The following is an 18,578-nucleotide window of genomic DNA, read 5'->3' as shown; positions in this document are numbered from 1 at the left end:
ACATTAATGTTAAAGGATAATAGAAAATTACCAATCTAGAGTTTTCGAAAATATCTCAAAGATTTATTAGGCGCCCAAAAGGAAGCGTATTCTGACTAAAAGTAACGGATTTAGATTTTATTACGTTAAAGTGTGAACTTTCTTAGGTTTTTAATAGGAAAAATATAAAAATGAATTCGCTTACCTTGAGATTTCATCTGATTGGGCGTAAAATGAAATTAAAGAGAGTGTAATCTTTTTGTAACAATAGAAAGAGGTGTGAAAGATGAAAAAGCGGCAATCTAAACGTCAAGTTATCGCGTTTCCGCTATCGCTCATTACAAGTGCAATCATTTTGGCGATGGCAAGTCAACCCGTTCTAGCCCAAACAAATTCACATACCGTCCAAGCAGGAGAGTACCTCTATTCAATCGCACAACAATATGGTGTATCAGTCAGTCAATTGAAAGAATGGAATCATTTAGCAAGTGATGACATTCACGTTGGCGTACAATTACTAGTCACCAGTCCAGAATCTGATGTTGTCGAATCTGATTTAGTCGAAACGGACTTAGTCACTGACTCGGAAACAATCGAATCTGAATTGGTCGAAACGGACCTAGTTACCGCCCCTGACACAATTGAATCCGAGTTAGTCGAAACCGATCTAATCACTGACCCTGACGCAGCAGAAACAGCAGAAACAGCAGAAACAGCAGAAATAGCAGAAACAGCAGAAACAGCAGAAACAGCAGAAACAGCAGTAGATGTAAAAGTACCAAATGAAACTGAAATTGTCGAGCCGGTAATGATGACGGTAGCGGCTCAAGAAGAGGCCGCCACTCCAGAAGCCCAGCCCGTTGCAACGACCGACATTCAAACACTGCAAGTAGCTAGTGTTGAGGAAGATTACAGTAGTGGGACCGTTGTGATTCATGTGGTAAAAGCCGGTGAGTATCTTAATCTAATTGCTCGTAATTATGGTGTGACAGCAAACGAACTGCGCTTGTGGAACCATCTGACGAGCGATACATTACAGATTGGACAAGAATTAAAAATTATACCAGCCACGCTTACCCCAACGCCAACACCAACTGACCCTCCGGCAGATGATGACGATCATAGCGGTGATGTTGTGAGTTATATCGTTAAAGCTGGGGACACTTTATGGGCCATTGCGACACGATTTGGGGTCAGCACAAATGATTTACGTTTATGGAATCACTTAACGACCGATCTGTTACAAATTGGTCAAGAACTGAAGTTGATTCCCGATATTACCGACCCAACCTACCCTGAAGATCCGGATGACCATAGTGGAGATGTTGTGACTTATATTGTAAAAGCTGGCGATACTTTATGGAGTATTGGTAACCGCTTCGATGTGAGTTTAAATAACCTTCGTTTATGGAATCATCTGACGAACGACATCTTGAGGGTTGGTCAGGAGTTGAAACTTATTCCGCCAGTTCCAGCACCAGAACCAACTGATCCTGAGGATCCACCAGAAGAAGTGACAGTTCATATCGTCCGTTCCGGCGATACCTTATGGGCAATTGGTCGCCGTTATGGTGTGACAGTCAATCAAATTAAACAGTGGAACAATTTGAGATCTAATTTCCTATCGATTGGGCAAAGATTAAGTATTGGTACCCCAACTACGACGCCACCGCCAACTCCAACCCCGCCGCCAAGCACTGACACAAGATATACGGTGCGCTCAGGCGATTCGCTATGGAGCATTGCGACACGTCATAGCGTAACAGTTGCCCACTTGAAACAATGGAATGGATTGACAAGTAATTTATTGACGATTGGTCAAAAATTAATCGTTGCTGGCGAGGTGACTCCAGCTCCGCCAACGACGACTCGTTACACTGTTCGCTCGGGTGATACTTTATGGGCGATTAGCCGTCGTAATGGCGTAACAGTCAATCAATTGATGACTTGGAACAAGTTAACTTCAAGTTTCTTATCGATTGGCCAACAGCTAAACTTGAATGTCCCAAGAGTGACTTATGAAGTTCAATCTGGCGATTCACTATGGAAAATTGCGACGCAGTTTGGTAGCACGGTAGAACAACTGAAAAATTGGAATGCTTTAACGACTAATGTCATCTACACCAATCAAGTGCTCATTGTTAAATAAGCTAGAAAACACCCTCAATTAACGACGAACGTTAACGGAGGGTGTTTTAGTGATTAATAGACATCGCATAAAATTTAAGTTAAAGCAATCGACCATACGATCGTCGCAACAATAAATAACACTAAACCTACAGCGGCTAACCAAGCTTGCCAGCGCGCCATATTGAGGGTTGAGCCGATTCCATAGCGTTTCTCGACAAAAACTGCCGCATCATCAGGGTTATAGTAAATCACCCCTGCGATCCAATGAGCATCATCCTCATTGTCCCAATAAAGATTAGTGTCTTGTGAGTGGTCACCGGGCAACTTGAGTTTTTCACCGGCTTGTCCGTAGTGAATGGATAGATAAATCGAGGCGCCAATTGTAATCACTAAAAAAGCGATGATGAAAGCAATTAGCCAGCCGAAATAGCCTTCTTGAATAAAAATCGAATATAAAAACATAACTGACATCAATAGTTGAGTCAAGATCGCAATCAAGAAGAAGTAGCGCGCCCAGGCTTCTCTAAATAAACGACTTTTTTCACTCGACAGTTGCGGAGCAACAGGTGACAATTTTTGACGAGATTTAATAAAGCTATAATATGAAAATTGCAGCAGCGGTATCATCAGTAGTTGAATACCAGGCAAAGCCAAAACGGTCCACCAGCTTTTAGCAACGGAACGATTAACTTCCATATTCATTCCCCAATTAATCGGAATTTGTTCAGGAATGCGGTCGAAATAAATCACCGCTAGAATAACAGGGATACTGATTAAGAGCAGTTGTGACCAGAAAAAAGTTTTAAAACTAATAGTGGATAATTTCTTATGATACTCCGTATCGATGACCGTTTTACTTTTCTTAGCAAAAGCCTCAATCGGTAACGTTTGTTTCCATTGAATAATGCTTCGGCGGTATTTCAAATACAAGAGGAACGACCAGATGATTTGAATCGTAATGGCAGCAACTGAGTAAATCCCCAAAAAGAGTTCTAATTGTTGCTCATCTAGCTTTAGAAAAGAGATAAACAGTAAGGGCAAGACAGCTACAATGCTAATTCCGATGGTCCAGTAGGCATACTGCTTCGTGTAGCGTTTAATTTTTTCATTCTGTACGTATTGACTGGGAAGGGCGACACCAAAAGGCGTCGACTGACGACTGATTAACGGGGTAATCCCGACTGAAAATCCTGCTGCAATAATGGTCAGTATCATAATGACATTAAAAGTCCACATACTCATCTCTCCTTTGGTGTTTGTTTAAGTTCTTGTGATATATCGTTGGCCCACTGAGTAAATTCCGCCTGAGTAACGCCATGAACAAAACCGTCAATCATCAGTGTTCTAAGCTGTTCCTTGAGTTCAATCTGATAGATGGGTGCCTCTAATTGAACTTTATTTAAATAAATACTGTAACCTTGTTGATTTTTGCTGAGGACCCCTTCATCAACCAATAGATTATAGGCTTTATTGACGGTATGCATATTCACACCTAAATCGCTGGCAAGGCTGCGAACACTGGGTAAAGTTTGGCCAATAATCGCTTGACCGCTCACAACTGTTTGCTTAATTTGCTGGGTAAGCTGCATGTATAAAGGGACTTGGCTATTTGGATCAATTTCGAAAAACATGGAATCACCTCTCTTAAAAATTAACCGCTTGTTATATATCAACTATAACGCTTGAAGCTATATTTTGTCAATAGGGGGCTGTCAGTGGAAAGTGTGCCAAAACTATAGGTGAAAAGAATTGAAACCGTATCCATTAAACCTTACAATGAAGTTGAAATTAAAACAAAAGGAGGAAGTTTTATGGCACAGAGTAACAAGGGTTTCAAAGCAAGCGTCCAGAAACTAGGAAGTCACTTAAGTGGCATGGTTATGCCGAATATTGGAGCGTTTATCGCTTGGGGGATCATTACAGCACTCTTTATTCCAACAGGTTGGTTGCCGAATGAGGAACTATCATCGTTAGTGGGACCAATGCAAACGTATCTTTTACCTTTATTAATTGCTTATTCAGCAGGTAATATGGTACACGCACATCGTGGGGGAGTCATCGCGACTGTCGCTTCAATGGGTGTGATTGTTGGGTCCTCTGTTCCAATGTTCATTGGTGCAATGATGATGGGACCGTTCGCCGCTTGGGTGTTGAAGAAATTTGACGAGAAATTTTCAGACAAAATCCCGTCAGGTTTTGAAATGCTCGTTAACAACTTCTCGTCAGGTATTATCGGTTTTATCTTAGCAATTATCGGTTACTATGCGATTGGGCCAGTTGTAACGTCAATGACCAACGCCTTAGCAACGGGTGTAAATACAATTGTTGAAGCAAACTTATTACCTTTAGCTAATGTCTTTATCGAACCAGCCAAAATATTATTCTTAAACAATGCGATTAACCACGGAATCTTAACACCTTTGGGTACTCAAGAAGTGGCAGAAGTCGGAAAATCAATTCTCTATCTATTAGAAGCGAACCCTGGACCAGGTTTAGGTGTCTTACTTGCTTTCATGATGTTTGGTAAAGGAGCAGCTAGAGCGTCTTCTCCAGGTGCAATCATCATTCACTTCTTCGGTGGGATTCATGAAATTTACTTCCCATACGTGATGATGAAACCTTTAATGTTCTTGGCGGTTATTGCCGGTGGGGTATCGGGAACATTCGTTTTACAAACCTTAGGCGCTGGTTTAAGTGGCGCAGCTTCACCAGGTTCAATTATTGCAATTTTAGGTATGACAGCACCAGGTAGTCATGTGGCTGTTCTTGCAGGGGTTGCGACAGGGGCATTAGTATCATTCTTAGTCGGAGCAGTAATTTTAAAAGCAGATAAAACAGTTGAAGCAGACGATAGTTTTGAACAATCACAAGCAGCAATCGCAGCGGCTAAAGCTGAATCAAAAGGCTTACCAAGTGATACAGTGGTTAAATCTGATGCTGTACCAAGTGTAGATACTATTGATCGCATCGTGTTTGCGTGTGATGCTGGGATGGGTTCAAGTGCCATGGGAGCTTCACTTCTACGTAAGAAAGTTAAAGCAGCTGGTTTAGGTTTATTAGTAACTAACTCTGCGATTAACAGTTTAAAAGATGATGGTAAAACATTAGTGATTACGCAAGAAGAATTAACGACTCGTGCGCGTAAACAAGCACCTTCATCAACTCATGTTTCTGTAGAGAATTTCTTAGATGATAAACGCTATGACCAAATACTGGCAGATATGCAAAGTGGGCCATCATCAGTAAAAAAGTCTGAGGCAGTCGTTGAAGCAACGGATACAGTTACAGAAACAGCTGCTCCTTACACTAAAGTAAGACGCGTCATCTTTGCACACGGCGACCAAATAGCTTCTAGTGCAATGGGTGCGTCTCTACTACGCAATCAAGCGAAAAAACAAGGCTTAAACCTTGTTGTGACCACGTCTCCATTAGCAAATATTGCCGATGATGCACACTCGTTAATTATTACTGTAGCTGATTTGAGTGTAGCAGCTAAAGAAACTGCACCGTCAGCGCAACACTTAACGCTTGCTTCATTACATGAAGAAGGTCAATACCGTGATCTTGTGTTAAAATTTAAATAAGCAATTGAGGAGCCTTAAGCAGTGGAGATTATTCACTGCTTGAAGCTGTTTGAGGGGGGATAAAGTGTATTTTACAAATCGTGAGAAAATAATTCTTGAACTTTTAATAGAATATCCAAATGGTGTGACATTGGAAGAACTGCAACGAATTCTCAATGTAAGTAAACGCACTATTTACCGCGAAATTGCTAGTATCGAAGCAAGTCTAGCTAAATTTCAACTTCAAATTAACAAGCCTCGAGGAGCGGGTTATCGCTTAATGGGCGAACCTTTTCAAATTCAAACTCTAAAGCAGAAAGTATATCAAACAACTCATACAAGTTTTGATATGATTCAGCGTCAGCATGCCTTGGCCATTACTTTATTGTTAGCGGATGAGACTATTACGATGGACGCACTCGCTTATGATTTCGAAGTCAGTGTCGGGACCATCCATGCAGATTTAAATATGATTGACGAAAGTCTAGAGGGTTTTGCCCTTAAAATTGAACGCTTGAAAACACGAGGCATTCATGTCAAAGGTGGGGAAAAAGAGCGGCGGCAAATTGTGAGCAGTTTACTTTATGGGAACATTAACGAATATGATTTCTTTCAATATTTACACCAACTGACCGCTCAAGATTTACCATTTAGTGATCATTTCTTTATTAATGTGATGTCACCTAATGCTCTATATTTAGCAAGAAAAGTCATTATGAACGAAACCAAAGATCTCTTTGATAGTGTGACGGATAATCAGTTGCAGCAAATTATTATTATTCTCGCTTTGTCGATTGATCGAATTTTAAAAGGGTCTATTATTGATACTGCGATTGTTGCACGGGACATCCCAACCGATATTATTAAGTTGTCCCATCAAATTTTGGGTTTTATTGAGACGATATTGAAGTGTCCAGTGAACATGAACGAACGTCACTTCTTTGCCTTACAATTGGAAGGCTTGAATTATAAGGCGCCTCAAAACATTTTTATCGAGAGTTTTAATGCTGAAATATCTTATCAAATTAAGGAGTTTATTCGGATTACCTCTCAGGAAACAGGCTACGATTTTCGTAAAGACGAGACATTGTATGAAGACTTAATGGCTCATATCAAAGCAGCCATTAAACGTCCGATTTCTCTGGTTCAGAAAATTGACAATCCCTTGCTCCAGAAAATTTTAGATGAATACGACTTAATTTACGAAGGGGTCAAAGTTGCCAGGCGAGAAATTTTTGCGGATAAAAAATTATCACAAGAAGAGATGGCTTATATTGTCATTCATTTCGCCTCTTCTTTAGAAAGATATCCAGGAAATCGTAATATAACGGCCTTAGTATTATGTTCGAGTGGTATTGGGACGTCTAAAATTTTGGAAAGTCGTATTCTGAAATATTTACCTGAAATTAATGTAGTGGATGTCTCGAAAATATCTCAGATGGATAACATCCATTTCGAACATTACGATATTATTTTGTCGACTATCTTTTTACCAGGTTTCCAGCATAGCTACCGGGTGATTTCACCTTTATTATTAGATGATGAAGTACGTGAGATCCGAGAATATATGAAACAGGCATTACTCAATGATTTACCAAGAAAAGAAGCTCCTACAGAGGCGCCAAAGTCGGCCGAAAACTTTGAAGATGTGTATCAAACCATGAAAATTGCGAATAACCTTTTGCAGCGCTTTGATGTGAAACAAAGCAACAGCTTAGAGACTTTAGAGGATAGCTTATATCAAATTTTACTTGAGATAGAGGGCTATATTGTGACGGATGCCACGCAAGTGACGAATCAAGTGGTTCAAAGATATTTGCAAGCGCCGATCGGCATTCCGAATTCTAATATTGCACTGTTTCATAGTACGAATCGGTGGGTCTCAGAGCCCTATTTTGCCATTTTTGATTTGGACCGGACCTTCCCGATTATGGGGATGGATCGACGCAGTATTGATTTGCAGCGAATTCTTTTGATGCTGGCACCTGAACCGTTATCAACAACAAATGAAATGTTATTAGGTAAAATCAGTAGTTCGATTATTGAAAGTGATTTAAATACTGAAATATATAAGTCAGGGTCTAAAGAACTGATTTATCAATTATTAAGTTCGTTATTGGTCGACGAGATTCGAAAAATAGATTAAAGACGCTTGACTTGAAATGAAGCGAGGAGGATAAATAATGGAATTAACACATGAAATGATTAAACTGAACCAATCCTATACAAGTAAAGAAGAGGTGATTCGCGCGGTCGGTGACTTGTTAGTCGCAGGGGGCGCAGTGGATCCAAGTTATATTGAATCGATGCTTGAACGTGAAACAATTGTCACGACACACATGGGGAACTTTGTTGCGATTCCTCACGGAACGGATGAAGGAAAAAAACACGTGCAGAAAACGGCGATAGCTTTAATTACAGTGCCAGAAGGGGTCGATTTTGCTTCCGGCGAAGATGAAGAGAAATTAGCGATGGCGATTTTTGGTATTGCGGGCATTGGCAATGAACATTTAGATTTATTGGCTAAAATCGCAGTCTTTTGTTCAGATGTGGATAATGTTGTGCGTTTAGCGGATGCTCAAACGGAAGAAGAAGTGATCGCTATGCTTGGGGAGGCAGAAATATAATGAAGAATGTACATTTTGGCGCAGGAAATATTGGACGTGGCTTCATAGGGGAAATCTTATTTCAAAATGGATTTGAAATTACCTTTGTGGATATCAATGCGACGTTGATTGACGCTTTAAAAGAGCGTGGTACTTATGAGATTGAATTAGCAGATGAATCTAAAGAGAGAATCACAGTGACCGGCGTGACGGGCTTAAACAATCAAACAGAACCAGAAGCTGTCGTAAAAGCTGTTGCAGAAGCAGACCTTGTGACAACAGCCATCGGGCCGAATGTGTTACCCTTTATTGCTGAATTGATTGCTAATGGCTTGCAAAAGCGCCGTGCCAATAATGTCATGCAAGCAATCGATGTGATAGCTTGTGAGAACATGATTGGCGGCTCAGATTTCTTAAAAGAAAAAGTCCTTGGTTTCTTAACTGAAGAAGATTTAGCTTATGTCGAAGAATATGTCGGCTTCCCGAATGCAGCGGTTGACCGGATTGTACCATTGCAATCACATGAGGACCCTTTATTTGTCTCGGTTGAGCCTTTTAGTGAGTGGGTCATCGATGCGACGCATAGTAAAGCGAAAGAGAGTCATTTAGAAGGTGTTGAATATGTGGTGGATTTAGAGCCTTATATTGAACGTAAATTATTCTCAGTAAATACTGGGCATGCGACTGTGGCTTACAATGGGAGCTATAAGGGCTTTGAAACGATTGATGAAGCCATGGGTGATCCAGAAGTGTTAGCTTTATTAAAAGCGGTTTTAAATGAGACTGGTGCCTTATTAGAAGCTAAATGGCAGTTTGACCATGAAACACATCAAGCGTATATTGAAAAAATTATTGGTCGTTTCGAAAACCCTTATATTTCGGACTTGAATACACGTGTGGCACGTACACCTATTCGTAAATTAGGTTATGATGAGCGTTTCATTCGTCCTCTAAGAGAAGCCAGTGAGCGTGGCTTAAGTTATCAAGCCTTATTGGCGACGGTGGCACGTATCTTTAAATACGATGAAGAAACAGATGAGCAAAGCGTTGAGCTACAATCTTTACTAGCTGAGAAACCTTTAGATGTAGTGATTCAACAAGTAACAGGAATTGAAGAATCGAGTCTAGTGGCTGAAATTAAGGCCGCTGTAGAGACTTTATAAGCCTTTTAAGAGACTATCACGCTGAAAAAAAAGCCTGATAGTCTTTTTTGAAGTGGCAGAGGACGTGCGGTTGACAAGTGTGTTTTATTGAGAGATTCCAATAAAAAGCGAGTCTTTTGAGGTGACAAGGGGAGTAAGAGTGAAGTAACATTCAGTCATTTTTCTTGTGATAGATTGATTCTTATACGAACTATTCTCTAGAAATATATCTTAACGTTAATTATTTTGTTATACTAGGGGTATTAACGAGAGATAAGGAGTAGCGCCATGGCTGAAAGTCCAGTTAAGATTAAGAGGAATCACCGTATTTTATATATTAGTAACTATTTAACAGAGCGTCCCAACAAGCTAATCAGTTTATCTTATTTTGTTGAGTATTTTGGTAGTGCGAAGTCTTCGATTAGTGAAGATATTGATTTTATTCGAGAGGTTTTTGCTTTTAATAAGATTGGTCAAATTTCTACGGTAGCGGGGGTTGCTGGTGGGGTTATTTTTTATCCTCAAGTGGCTCAGGTAGAGACGGATCAGTTGCTTGCGGAGATTGAGGAGAAGTTACAAACGGGTAAGCGTATCATGCCAGGTAATTATATTTATTTGGCGGATATCCTTCAGGAAGCTGAGACCTTAAATTTAATCGCACGTCATATTGCGTCTTTCTATCAAGAAGAAGAGATTGATGCAGTAATGACGATTGAAACCAAGGGGATTGGTTTAACTGTTGCGGTGGCTCGTTATTTAAATGTGCCACATGTGATTGTTCGTCGCGATTCTGCTGAAGCAGAGGGTTCAACGATTTCGATTAACTATATTTCGGGGTCACATCAGACGGTTAAGAAGATGGAATTGACTAAAAGTAGTCTGAAGGCTGGTAGTAAAGTTTTAATTATTGATGACTTTTTGCGTAATGGTGGAACAGTGAGTGGTTTAATATCCTTGTTGGATGAGTTCGATTGTCAGCCGGCCGGGGTTTGTGTGTTCGCTGAAAACACGCATAAAGAGCGTGTACATATTGAAAATTATGTTTCTTTCTTAAAGATTGAAATAGTTTACAATAAAGACGCAGGGCACTTTGAGCTTCAGATGTTGCCAGGAAATTTTTTCGATGGAAAATAATCAATAGACCTATGGTATTCAAATAGCTATAATAAGTAATGGAAAATTAATAAATAATTCGTTTTAGAATGAGGAGTGTAAAAATGAGTAATCGGATGGCGATCGTTTTGGCCGCAGGTAAGGGTACGCGGATGAAGTCTAGTTTATATAAAGTATTGCATCCTGTGTGCGGTTTACCAATGGTAGAACATGTCATTCGCTCTGTTAAGCAGAGTGGTGTCAGTCAAATCGTGACAATTGTTGGACATGGAGCAGAGAAGGTACAGGAAGTTTTGGGTGATTATTCTCAATATGCTTTACAAGAAGAACAACTAGGAACGGGTCATGCAGTCTTACAAGCGAAAGACTTGCTAGGTACACTTGATGGAACGACTTTAGTCATTTGTGGGGATACGCCTCTTTTAACTGGTGAGACTTTAACTGAGCTATTTGATACTCATGAGAAAAGTGGTGCCAAGGCGACAATTTTAACGGCAATTGCTGATGACTCAACAGGTTATGGACGAATTGTTCGTTCAGCTAATGATGAAGTTGCTAAAATCGTTGAGCAAAAAGATGCGCAAGCAGCTGAATTAGCGATTAAAGAGATTAATACAGGAACGTATGTTTTTGATAACCAAGCACTATTTAATGCATTGAGTCATGTTACAAATGATAATGCTCAAGGTGAATATTACCTTCCAGATGTGATCGAATTAATTAAAGCAGATGGCGATGTTGTATCTGCTCATATTATGGATGATATGGATGAAGCAATTGGTGTAAACGATCGAGTGGCCTTAAGTCAAGCACAAAGAACGATGATGCGTCGTATTAATTTAGCGCATATGCGTAATGGTGTGACATTCGGTAACGCTGATTCAACTTATATTGAGCCAGATGTAGTGATTGGTAATGATACGGTAATTGAAGCGGGAGTTCACTTAAAAGGACAAACGATCATCGGATCAAACTGTTTCGTAGGAATGAATTCTGAAATTGTCGATAGTCAAATTGCTGATCATGTGACGATTACTCAATCAGTTATTGAAGAATCAATAATTGGCGAGCGTACAGACATTGGACCCTTTGCTCATATTCGTCCAAATAGTGTCTTAGGAAAAGAAGTACATATTGGTAACTTTGTAGAGGTTAAGAATAGTCGTGTCGGTGATGAAACAAAGGCCGGTCATTTAGCTTATATCGGAGATGCGGATTTAGGCAAGAAAATCAATGTAGGTTGTGGCACTATTTTTGTTAACTATAATGGCAAAAGTAAAGCACGTTCTAACATTGGAGATCAAGCGTTTATCGGTAGCAATGCGAACATAGTTGCGCCAGTAAACGTTGGCGAGAAAGGCTTTGTTGCTGCGGGATCAACAATTATCAATGATGTTCCAGCTGAAGCATTAGCAATATCTCGTACAGAGCAAAAAAACGTACCAAATTATTGGGAAAAACTTTCGAAAAAGTAAGCAATTTAAATAGGTTTTAACCCCTATCAGGGTTATAATATAACTAACAGACGGCAAGAAATCATACCAAACGGAGGGCAAAAAAAAGTGGCTATAAAACATTATAATGATCCGAAATTAAAGATTTTTTCATTACGTTCTAACGAGCCTTTAGCAGAAAAGATTGCTGCGGCAATCGGGCTAGACTTAGGAGAAATTGAAATTTCGCATTTCTCAGATGGAGAAATCAAGGTAAATATTGAGGAAAGTATACGTGGAGACCATGTTTATATTATTCAATCAACTTCTTTCCCGGTCAGCGACAACTTAATGGAATTGTTAATTACAATTGATGCTTTAAGACGTGCGAGCGCTAAGACGATTAACGTCGTAATGCCTTATTATGGTTATGCTCGTCAAGATCGTAAAGCTCAATCACGCGAGCCAATCACTGCGAAGTTAGTAGCAAACATGCTACAAATGGCTGGTGCAACAAGAATGGTTACATTGGACTTACATGCTGTTCAAATACAAGGATTCTTCGATATTCCAGTTGATCATTTAATGGGCGCGCCATTATTGGCGAACTATTTCTTAGATAATGGTTTACACGGAGACGACGTTGTTGTTGTTTCTCCTGATCACGGTGGTGTAACGCGTGCACGAAAATTAGCTGAATTCTTAAAATCACCTATTGCCATTATTGATAAGCGTCGTCCAAAAGCGAATGTGGCGGAAGTGATGAATATTGTTGGTGAAGTTTCAGGTAAAACGTGTGTGTTAATCGACGATATGATTGATACAGCGGGGACAATTACTTTAGCAGTAAAAGCTTTGAAAGAAAAAGGTGCTAAAGCTGTCTTTGCATGTTGTACACATCCAGTGTTATCTGGACCAGCAATTGATCGTCTAAGAGATTCTGAGATTGAGAAAATTATCGTAACAGACTCGATTTTATTACCAGAAGATCGTCTGTTACCTAATATGGAAATTGTTTCTGTATCTCAATTAATTGGTGAAGCAATCAAACGTATTCACGAAAACCGTTCAGTGAGTCCATTATTTGTTGAAAAATTCAAAATGATCGACTAATTGACGGGAAATTAAGTAAGTCATTAATGTCAAAATGAAGAATAAAGCGTTGTGAGTATGCGAAAGTGTACTCATAGCGCTTTTTATGTGCATAAAGGCCTAACTAACCTCATGCAATACACAGGTTTAACATCACTGCTCACTTGCCAGAATTCACTTTCGTCTCAGTCGACCAACTAAACCTTGACTAGCCCTTTACGGCACTAAAGTAGCAAATTATTGAAGAAAACAATATAATGGTAAGGATGAAAAAATGATTGTTTTCTGGCAAAGTCATGCTATGATAGGAACTGTTGAATTTTAAGCAAAATAAAATCATATCGACATAACCTCCGTTGATTGGACGAGCGAAGAAAACTTCAGTCGTTGATTGGACGAACGAAGAAAACTTCAGTCGTTGATTGGACGAACGAAGAAAGTTTCAGTCGTTGATTGGACGAACGAAGAAAACTTCAGTCGTTGATCGGACGAACGAAGAAAACTTCAGTCGTTGATCGGACGAACGAAGAAAACTTCAGTCGTTGATCGGACGAACGAAGAAAACTTCAGTCGTTGACTGGACGAGCGAAGAAAACTTCAGTCGTTGATCGGACGAGAACTAGTTAAGATGCAACGGTGTGATTCATAAAAAAATTATATAATAATCGAACAAACGATTGGAGGACAGAAAAATGAATAAGATTGAAAACCGTTATGAATGGAATAATTTCCTTCGACTCGGTGTCGTGATTCTGGGTGCCCTTGTTTCCTTACTGTGTATTTATGTTTCGTTTTATTTGAAATTCTGGGGAGATATCCCGGCACGTAACTTTAGAGCCTTTGAGGGAAGTTACATCTGGATATTAATCGGATTTATTTTTATCAACATGTTATTTGAAACTTATGTTTTCTATAACAAATCGCTATTAGACCTATTCTACTTTACGATGTTGAGTCAGTTTATGTTAAGTGTGTTTATGATGGCCTTAACTTATGCAGGGAGTTGGCTAACCTTTCCACGTTCAGTCATTTTGGTGAACTTTTTTGTCGGAACAGCGGGTATTTATATTTATAACGTGGTCGCTTACCTCCTATACCACCGGATACGAGGGAAAAAGCACATTCTCGTTGTCGGTAATCAAGAGCGTGCCCTTGAAGCCATGCGTAACTTTGATATGATGGAAAACCGACGTCACGAGGTAACGCATGTCGTCTTATCAAATTATTTCTATCACGTTCGAGAGTTGGCAGACAAAGTAGATATCGTCTACTTAACTGGTTTTATCGAAGAATCAGAACGAATTAAAATCTATGATTTTTTAATGAGACAGAATAAAAAGCTCTTCATTAGTACAGAATTCCAAAACTTAATGATGGTAAACCCAAACATTATGAATTTTGAAGATGAAAGTATTATAGAAGTGTCACCTTTTAAAATTTCTGGCGAAGAAGAAATTATAAAACGTCTGATGGATATCTTAGTGTCATTAGTTTTACTAGTGATCGCTTCGCCAATCTTATTAATTACAGCAATTGTTGTAAAGTTAGATTCACCAGGACCGATTTTTTATAAGCAAGAGCGAATTACAATGAACCACCGCTCATTTAATATCCTTAAATTTAGATCGATGTCATCAACTGCTGAAGCAGAATCTGGGCCAGTCTTAGCCTCTTCAAATGACAGCCGTATCACAACAGTTGGAAAATTCATTCGTAGCACTCGAATTGATGAATTACCGCAACTGATTAATGTTTTAAAAGGCGACATGTCTTTAGTGGGCCCACGCCCTGAACGTCCGTTTTTCGTGAATCAGTTTAAAGCAGAAAATCCATATTATTCGCTAAGACACCATGTGCGTGCAGGAATTACAGGTTATGCGCAGGTTTATGGCAAGTACAGTACAGACTTCAACAGTAAGCTGAATTTTGACTTGTTGTACATTAAGAACTATTCGATGGCCTTTGATTTCAAATTGTTATTCCAAACAGTTAAAATCTTATTTGATAAAGTCAGTTCACGTGGAGTTGAGGCCGAATCGATGGCTAAACCAAGTTGGAATGATTACGAAGACCGTGTTAAAATTATTCATTAAACATCAAAGGCTGGTGAGTGCTCAAAAGCATCTCATCAGCTTTTTGAGCAAAATAGGACGAATAGCTATCTGGTCGAAGCCTCAAAAGGCATAGGTTAGCGTTTCGTTAGGAATGTCAGTCTATACATGCTATACTTTTGATAAAGTGAGGTGAGCAGTGATAGGGATTAAATTAATATTGAGAAGCCTTATCTTCTCTTGGATGATGCTCTTTTCAATAGGTAAAGTTGGGCAAAATTCACGTTTTTAGGCGAATGAACTCACGAGTTAACGATATCAATGACTGTCAATGACTGGATATTAAAGATAAATTCTGACCAATTACTGTAAATTTTCGCAGCATAGTATCGAATATATTACAGACTATTACACTGAATGAGCGATTGAATTTGCTGAGATAGAATAAGTTTAGGCGAAGGACATTCGAGTTAAAACATTGATAAATATGACAAAGGATTAAGAGGAAATCTGAATGGAAATCAGTAATGAAAGCATATTCTGACAGTGTTTTGATTATATTATTATCAAGATTGTAATAAAATCGTAAGGCCTTTGATTAGTCATGGATAAAATGTCTGTGTTATAATTAACACATAATAAAGAAAGAAAAGGTGATATTAATGAAAAAAGGATTTAAACTTTTAAGTAGCTTATTAGTAGCTCTGTTAATGGCATTAAACGTACTACCGTCTGTTTCTGCACAATCAACTGCAGGCGAAGTTTTCTCAGAAATTAATGCAGCTAACCAAACGGCTGCGTTGGAGTCAATGCATGCTAATGGTTTTGTTTCAGTAGCATTTGTGTCAGGCGAACAATCAGCAGATATCGGTCAATTTAACTTTGACTTATCTTATAACGTAGATCCGCGTTTCGCAATGGAATTCCAAGGTGAAATCGTGTCTCCATTCTTAGGTTCTGAAGCTTATACTTTATCAGCATGGGCATCAGAAGGTATTGCTTACTTATTTGATGGAGTAAACAATGAGTGGACTGTAGAAGACTATTCTTCACAAGAATATGAAATTTCAGACCAAGTTTACACTGCAATCAACGAAGCACAAGCAAATCAAACTGAATTAACTGAAGAGCAATTAGCTTTAGTTGATAAATATGCAGATTTATCAGAAACGGATACTGATTATGTCTTTACTTTAAAACAAGGTATCGATGCTAACGAATTATGGGCTGATTTAGAATCAGCAGTTGATATGGACGCATTAATCAATGATGCAATCGACCAAGCTAAAACTGCAGCTGCAGAACAAGGAATTGAATTTACAGCTGAAGAAGAAGAAATGATTCGTTCAACGTATAGTGTTGAAACATTAGCAACTATTTTAGCAACAAACCCAGTACTTTCTGTAAGCTACAGCAAAGACGATTACAAGTTAACAGCTATGTCTATGGTATTAACAATTAACCCTAACGAATTTGTTGAAGCAACTGAAGAAGAAGCTGCTGAAGCTGGTTTACCAGAAACAATGATCGTAACTATGGAAATGACATTTGATAGTCATGGACAAGAATTCGATATCGTAGTTCCAGAAGAAGCTTTGACAGCTCCAACTGAAACTGAAGAAGTTCCTGCTGAAGAAACAACAGAAGATTCAGTAGAAGAAACGACTGAAGAAACAACAGAAGATTCAGTAGAAGAAACAACTGAAGAAACAACAGAAGATTCAGTAGAAGAAACAACAGAGGAAACAGACGCTGAGTAAGCGACTGTTTAATAGTTATGAATAAAAAGACTGGTTTGGCAGCTATTTAGCCAAACCAGTTTTTTTGTATAAAGAGCTGGTGAATCAATGCTCGTTTGTGATGAGATAGGCTCTTACGCGTTATATTTATCGCTATTGTGTGTTACAATAAGGGAAAGTTTTATAGCGATTAAATGAATGAAAGCTAATAAAGGAGCTTGAGACAATGTATAATTTTGAAGATGATAGTTTAATGACACATACAGATTTATATCAAATTAACATGTTGAAAACGTATTGGGAAAAAGGCATGGACAAAAAACGAGCAGTTTTTGAGGCTTATTTTCGTAGCAATCCTTTCCAGAATGGCTTTGCGATTTTTGTAGGGTTAGAACGAATTATTCAATATGTGAATCGATTGAAATTCACTGAATCAGATATTGACTATTTACGTGGCTTATCAATTTATCCTGAAGAGTTTTTGACTTACTTAGCCGAACTAAAGTTTACCTGTACACTTCGTTCGATGGTAGAAGGCGAATTGTGCTTTGCAAATGAGCCACTAATTCAAGTGGAAGGCCCATTAGGAGAGTGTCAATTAATCGAAACTGCCTTACTAAATATACTGAATTATCAAACCTTAATCGCTACGAAAGCAGCAAGAATGCGTAGTGTGATTGGTGAAGGCGATAAGTTGTCTGAATTTGGTACACGTCGAGCTCAAGAGATGGATGCAGCGATTTGGGGAACGCGTGCGGCCTATATTGGTGGCTTTGACAATACCAGTAATGTACGGGCAGGAAAACTGTTTGGTATCCCTGTTTCAGGTACCCATGCGCACTCATTAGTCCAAGCTTACCGTGACGAATACGAGGCTTTCAAAGCCTACGCTGAAACACATAAAGATGTTGTATTCTTGGTAGATACTTATGACACATTACGTTCAGGTGTTCCAACGGCAATCAAGGTCGCCAAAGAAATGGGCGATAAAATCAACTTTCTTGGTGTTCGGATTGATTCAGGCGATATGGCTTATCAATCAAAGAAAATCCGTAAATTATTAGATGAAGCTGGTTTCCCAGATGCCCATATTATTGCATCAAATGATTTAGACGAATTGACGATTTTAAACTTACGCATGCAAGGGGCAAAAATCAATGACTGGGGTGTGGGGACCAAGTTAATTACAGCCTTTGACCAACCATCTTTAGGTGGTGTTTATAAATTAGTGAGTATTGAAGATGAGAATGGTCAAATGGTACCGACAATGAAGATTTCAAGTAATGCTGCTAAGATGTCTACTCCAGGAGTGAAACAAGTTTGGCGTATTACTCGTAATCACGATGGCAAATCTGAAGGTGATTATGTCGCTTTGCTTGAAGAAAGACCTGATCAATTGGAGTCACTCTTTATGTTCCACCCAGTTCATACCTATATTAATAAGACAGTGACAAACTTTACGGCACGTCCATTGTTACAAGATATTTATAAAGATGGTGAACAGGTGTATCACTCTCCAGAGTTAACCGAAATTAGACACTATGCAGAACAAAATGTTTCTCAATTATGGGATGAATACAAACGAATTCTTAACCCAGAGCAGTATCCAGTCGATTTATCACAGAAACTTTATGATAATAAGATGGATAGTATTCGAGTTATTCGCGATAGTGTAAAAAATAAAACTAAAGATTTGGACTTAGATAATTAATCACCGAATTGTTTAAGTG

13 protein-coding genes are annotated in these 18,578 nt (G+C 39.0%); 11 read left to right on the top strand and 2 right to left on the bottom strand.

Annotated elements, in window-relative coordinates; genetic code table 11:
* Nucleotides 1-265: 265 nt before the first annotated feature.
* Nucleotides 266-2,128, top strand: coding sequence for a LysM peptidoglycan-binding domain-containing protein (locus tag ACTQ5J_RS11330; RefSeq protein ID WP_441753057.1), 1,863 nt, complete (start codon nucleotides 266-268; stop codon nucleotides 2,126-2,128).
* 74 nt (nucleotides 2,129-2,202) lie between these two features.
* Here ACTQ5J_RS11330 and ACTQ5J_RS11325 read toward each other — a convergent pair whose 3' ends face one another.
* A complete protein-coding gene (locus tag ACTQ5J_RS11325) occupies nucleotides 2,203-3,345 on the bottom strand; it encodes a DUF1648 domain-containing protein (protein ID WP_441753055.1) in 1,143 nt (380 codons plus the stop codon).
* 2 nt (nucleotides 3,346-3,347) lie between these two features.
* A complete protein-coding gene (locus ACTQ5J_RS11320; RefSeq protein ID WP_441753054.1) occupies nucleotides 3,348-3,740 on the bottom strand; it encodes a GntR family transcriptional regulator in 393 nt (130 codons plus the stop codon).
* A 180-nt stretch (nucleotides 3,741-3,920) separates the two neighbouring features.
* On the opposite strand from ACTQ5J_RS11320, the gene ACTQ5J_RS11315 reads away from it, so the two are divergent.
* From ACTQ5J_RS11315 to ACTQ5J_RS11270, 10 genes are all read left to right on the top strand, one after another.
* On the top strand, nucleotides 3,921-5,693 hold the full coding sequence (locus tag ACTQ5J_RS11315; protein ID WP_441753052.1) for a PTS mannitol transporter subunit IICBA: 1,773 nt from the start codon (nucleotides 3,921-3,923) through the stop codon (nucleotides 5,691-5,693).
* A gap of 64 nt (nucleotides 5,694-5,757) precedes the next feature.
* A complete protein-coding gene (locus ACTQ5J_RS11310; RefSeq protein ID WP_441753050.1) occupies nucleotides 5,758-7,818 on the top strand; it encodes a BglG family transcription antiterminator in 2,061 nt (686 codons plus the stop codon).
* A 37-nt stretch (nucleotides 7,819-7,855) separates the two neighbouring features.
* Nucleotides 7,856-8,299: a PTS sugar transporter subunit IIA gene (locus ACTQ5J_RS11305; RefSeq protein ID WP_441753048.1), complete on the top strand. Its 444-nt coding sequence runs from the start codon at nucleotides 7,856-7,858 to the stop codon at nucleotides 8,297-8,299.
* Entirely contained in the window at nucleotides 8,299-9,441 is a 1,143-nt protein-coding gene (locus ACTQ5J_RS11300; protein ID WP_441753046.1) for a mannitol-1-phosphate 5-dehydrogenase, read from the top strand. Before ACTQ5J_RS11305 ends, ACTQ5J_RS11300 begins: the two co-directional genes overlap by 1 nt.
* Before the next feature lie 267 nt (nucleotides 9,442-9,708).
* Entirely contained in the window at nucleotides 9,709-10,554 is an 846-nt protein-coding gene (purR, locus tag ACTQ5J_RS11295; RefSeq protein WP_441753044.1) for a pur operon repressor, read from the top strand.
* Nucleotides 10,555-10,637: 83 nt separating this feature from the next.
* The gene (gene glmU / locus ACTQ5J_RS11290) at nucleotides 10,638-12,008 is read left to right on the top strand and encodes a bifunctional UDP-N-acetylglucosamine diphosphorylase/glucosamine-1-phosphate N-acetyltransferase GlmU (RefSeq protein WP_441753043.1); all 1,371 of its coding nucleotides are present in this window, start codon (nucleotides 10,638-10,640) and stop codon (nucleotides 12,006-12,008) included.
* 93 nt (nucleotides 12,009-12,101) lie between these two features.
* On the top strand, nucleotides 12,102-13,079 hold the full coding sequence (locus ACTQ5J_RS11285) for a ribose-phosphate diphosphokinase (protein ID WP_441753175.1): 978 nt from the start codon (nucleotides 12,102-12,104) through the stop codon (nucleotides 13,077-13,079).
* Between the two features lie 680 nt (nucleotides 13,080-13,759).
* A complete protein-coding gene (locus ACTQ5J_RS11280; RefSeq protein ID WP_441753173.1) occupies nucleotides 13,760-15,151 on the top strand; it encodes a sugar transferase in 1,392 nt (463 codons plus the stop codon).
* A gap of 620 nt (nucleotides 15,152-15,771) precedes the next feature.
* The gene (locus tag ACTQ5J_RS11275; protein ID WP_441753041.1) at nucleotides 15,772-16,869 is read left to right on the top strand and encodes a hypothetical protein; all 1,098 of its coding nucleotides are present in this window, start codon (nucleotides 15,772-15,774) and stop codon (nucleotides 16,867-16,869) included.
* 205 nt (nucleotides 16,870-17,074) lie between these two features.
* Complete coding sequence (locus ACTQ5J_RS11270; protein WP_441753039.1) at nucleotides 17,075-18,559, top strand: nicotinate phosphoribosyltransferase; 1,485 nt, start codon at nucleotides 17,075-17,077, stop codon at nucleotides 18,557-18,559.
* Nucleotides 18,560-18,578 lie beyond the last annotated feature (19 nt).

Source organism: Fundicoccus sp. Sow4_F4 (genome assembly GCF_052116145.1).
In the GTDB taxonomy this organism is placed as follows: Bacteria; Bacillota; Bacilli; order Lactobacillales; family Aerococcaceae; genus Fundicoccus.
Note: the sequence above shows the minus strand (reverse complement) of the source record. Positions and strands in the feature narration are given on the sequence as shown.

Excerpts from the sequence above, each read along its gene's own strand:
- ACTQ5J_RS11330 (WP_441753057.1), top strand. The coding sequence starts at position 266 with ATGAAAAAGCGGCAATCTAAACGTCAAGTTATCGCGTTTCCGCTATCG.
- ACTQ5J_RS11325 (WP_441753055.1), bottom strand. The coding sequence starts at position 3,345 with ATGTGGACTTTTAATGTCATTATGATACTGACCATTATTGCAGCAGGA.
- ACTQ5J_RS11320 (WP_441753054.1), bottom strand. The coding sequence starts at position 3,740 with ATGTTTTTCGAAATTGATCCAAATAGCCAAGTCCCTTTATACATGCAG.
- ACTQ5J_RS11315 (WP_441753052.1), top strand. The coding sequence starts at position 3,921 with ATGGCACAGAGTAACAAGGGTTTCAAAGCAAGCGTCCAGAAACTAGGA.
- ACTQ5J_RS11305 (WP_441753048.1), top strand. The coding sequence starts at position 7,856 with ATGGAATTAACACATGAAATGATTAAACTGAACCAATCCTATACAAGT.
- ACTQ5J_RS11300 (WP_441753046.1), top strand. The coding sequence starts at position 8,299 with ATGAAGAATGTACATTTTGGCGCAGGAAATATTGGACGTGGCTTCATA.
- purR (WP_441753044.1), top strand. The coding sequence starts at position 9,709 with ATGGCTGAAAGTCCAGTTAAGATTAAGAGGAATCACCGTATTTTATAT.
- glmU (WP_441753043.1), top strand. The coding sequence starts at position 10,638 with ATGAGTAATCGGATGGCGATCGTTTTGGCCGCAGGTAAGGGTACGCGG.
- ACTQ5J_RS11275 (WP_441753041.1), top strand. The coding sequence starts at position 15,772 with ATGAAAAAAGGATTTAAACTTTTAAGTAGCTTATTAGTAGCTCTGTTA.
- ACTQ5J_RS11270 (WP_441753039.1), top strand. The coding sequence starts at position 17,075 with ATGTATAATTTTGAAGATGATAGTTTAATGACACATACAGATTTATAT.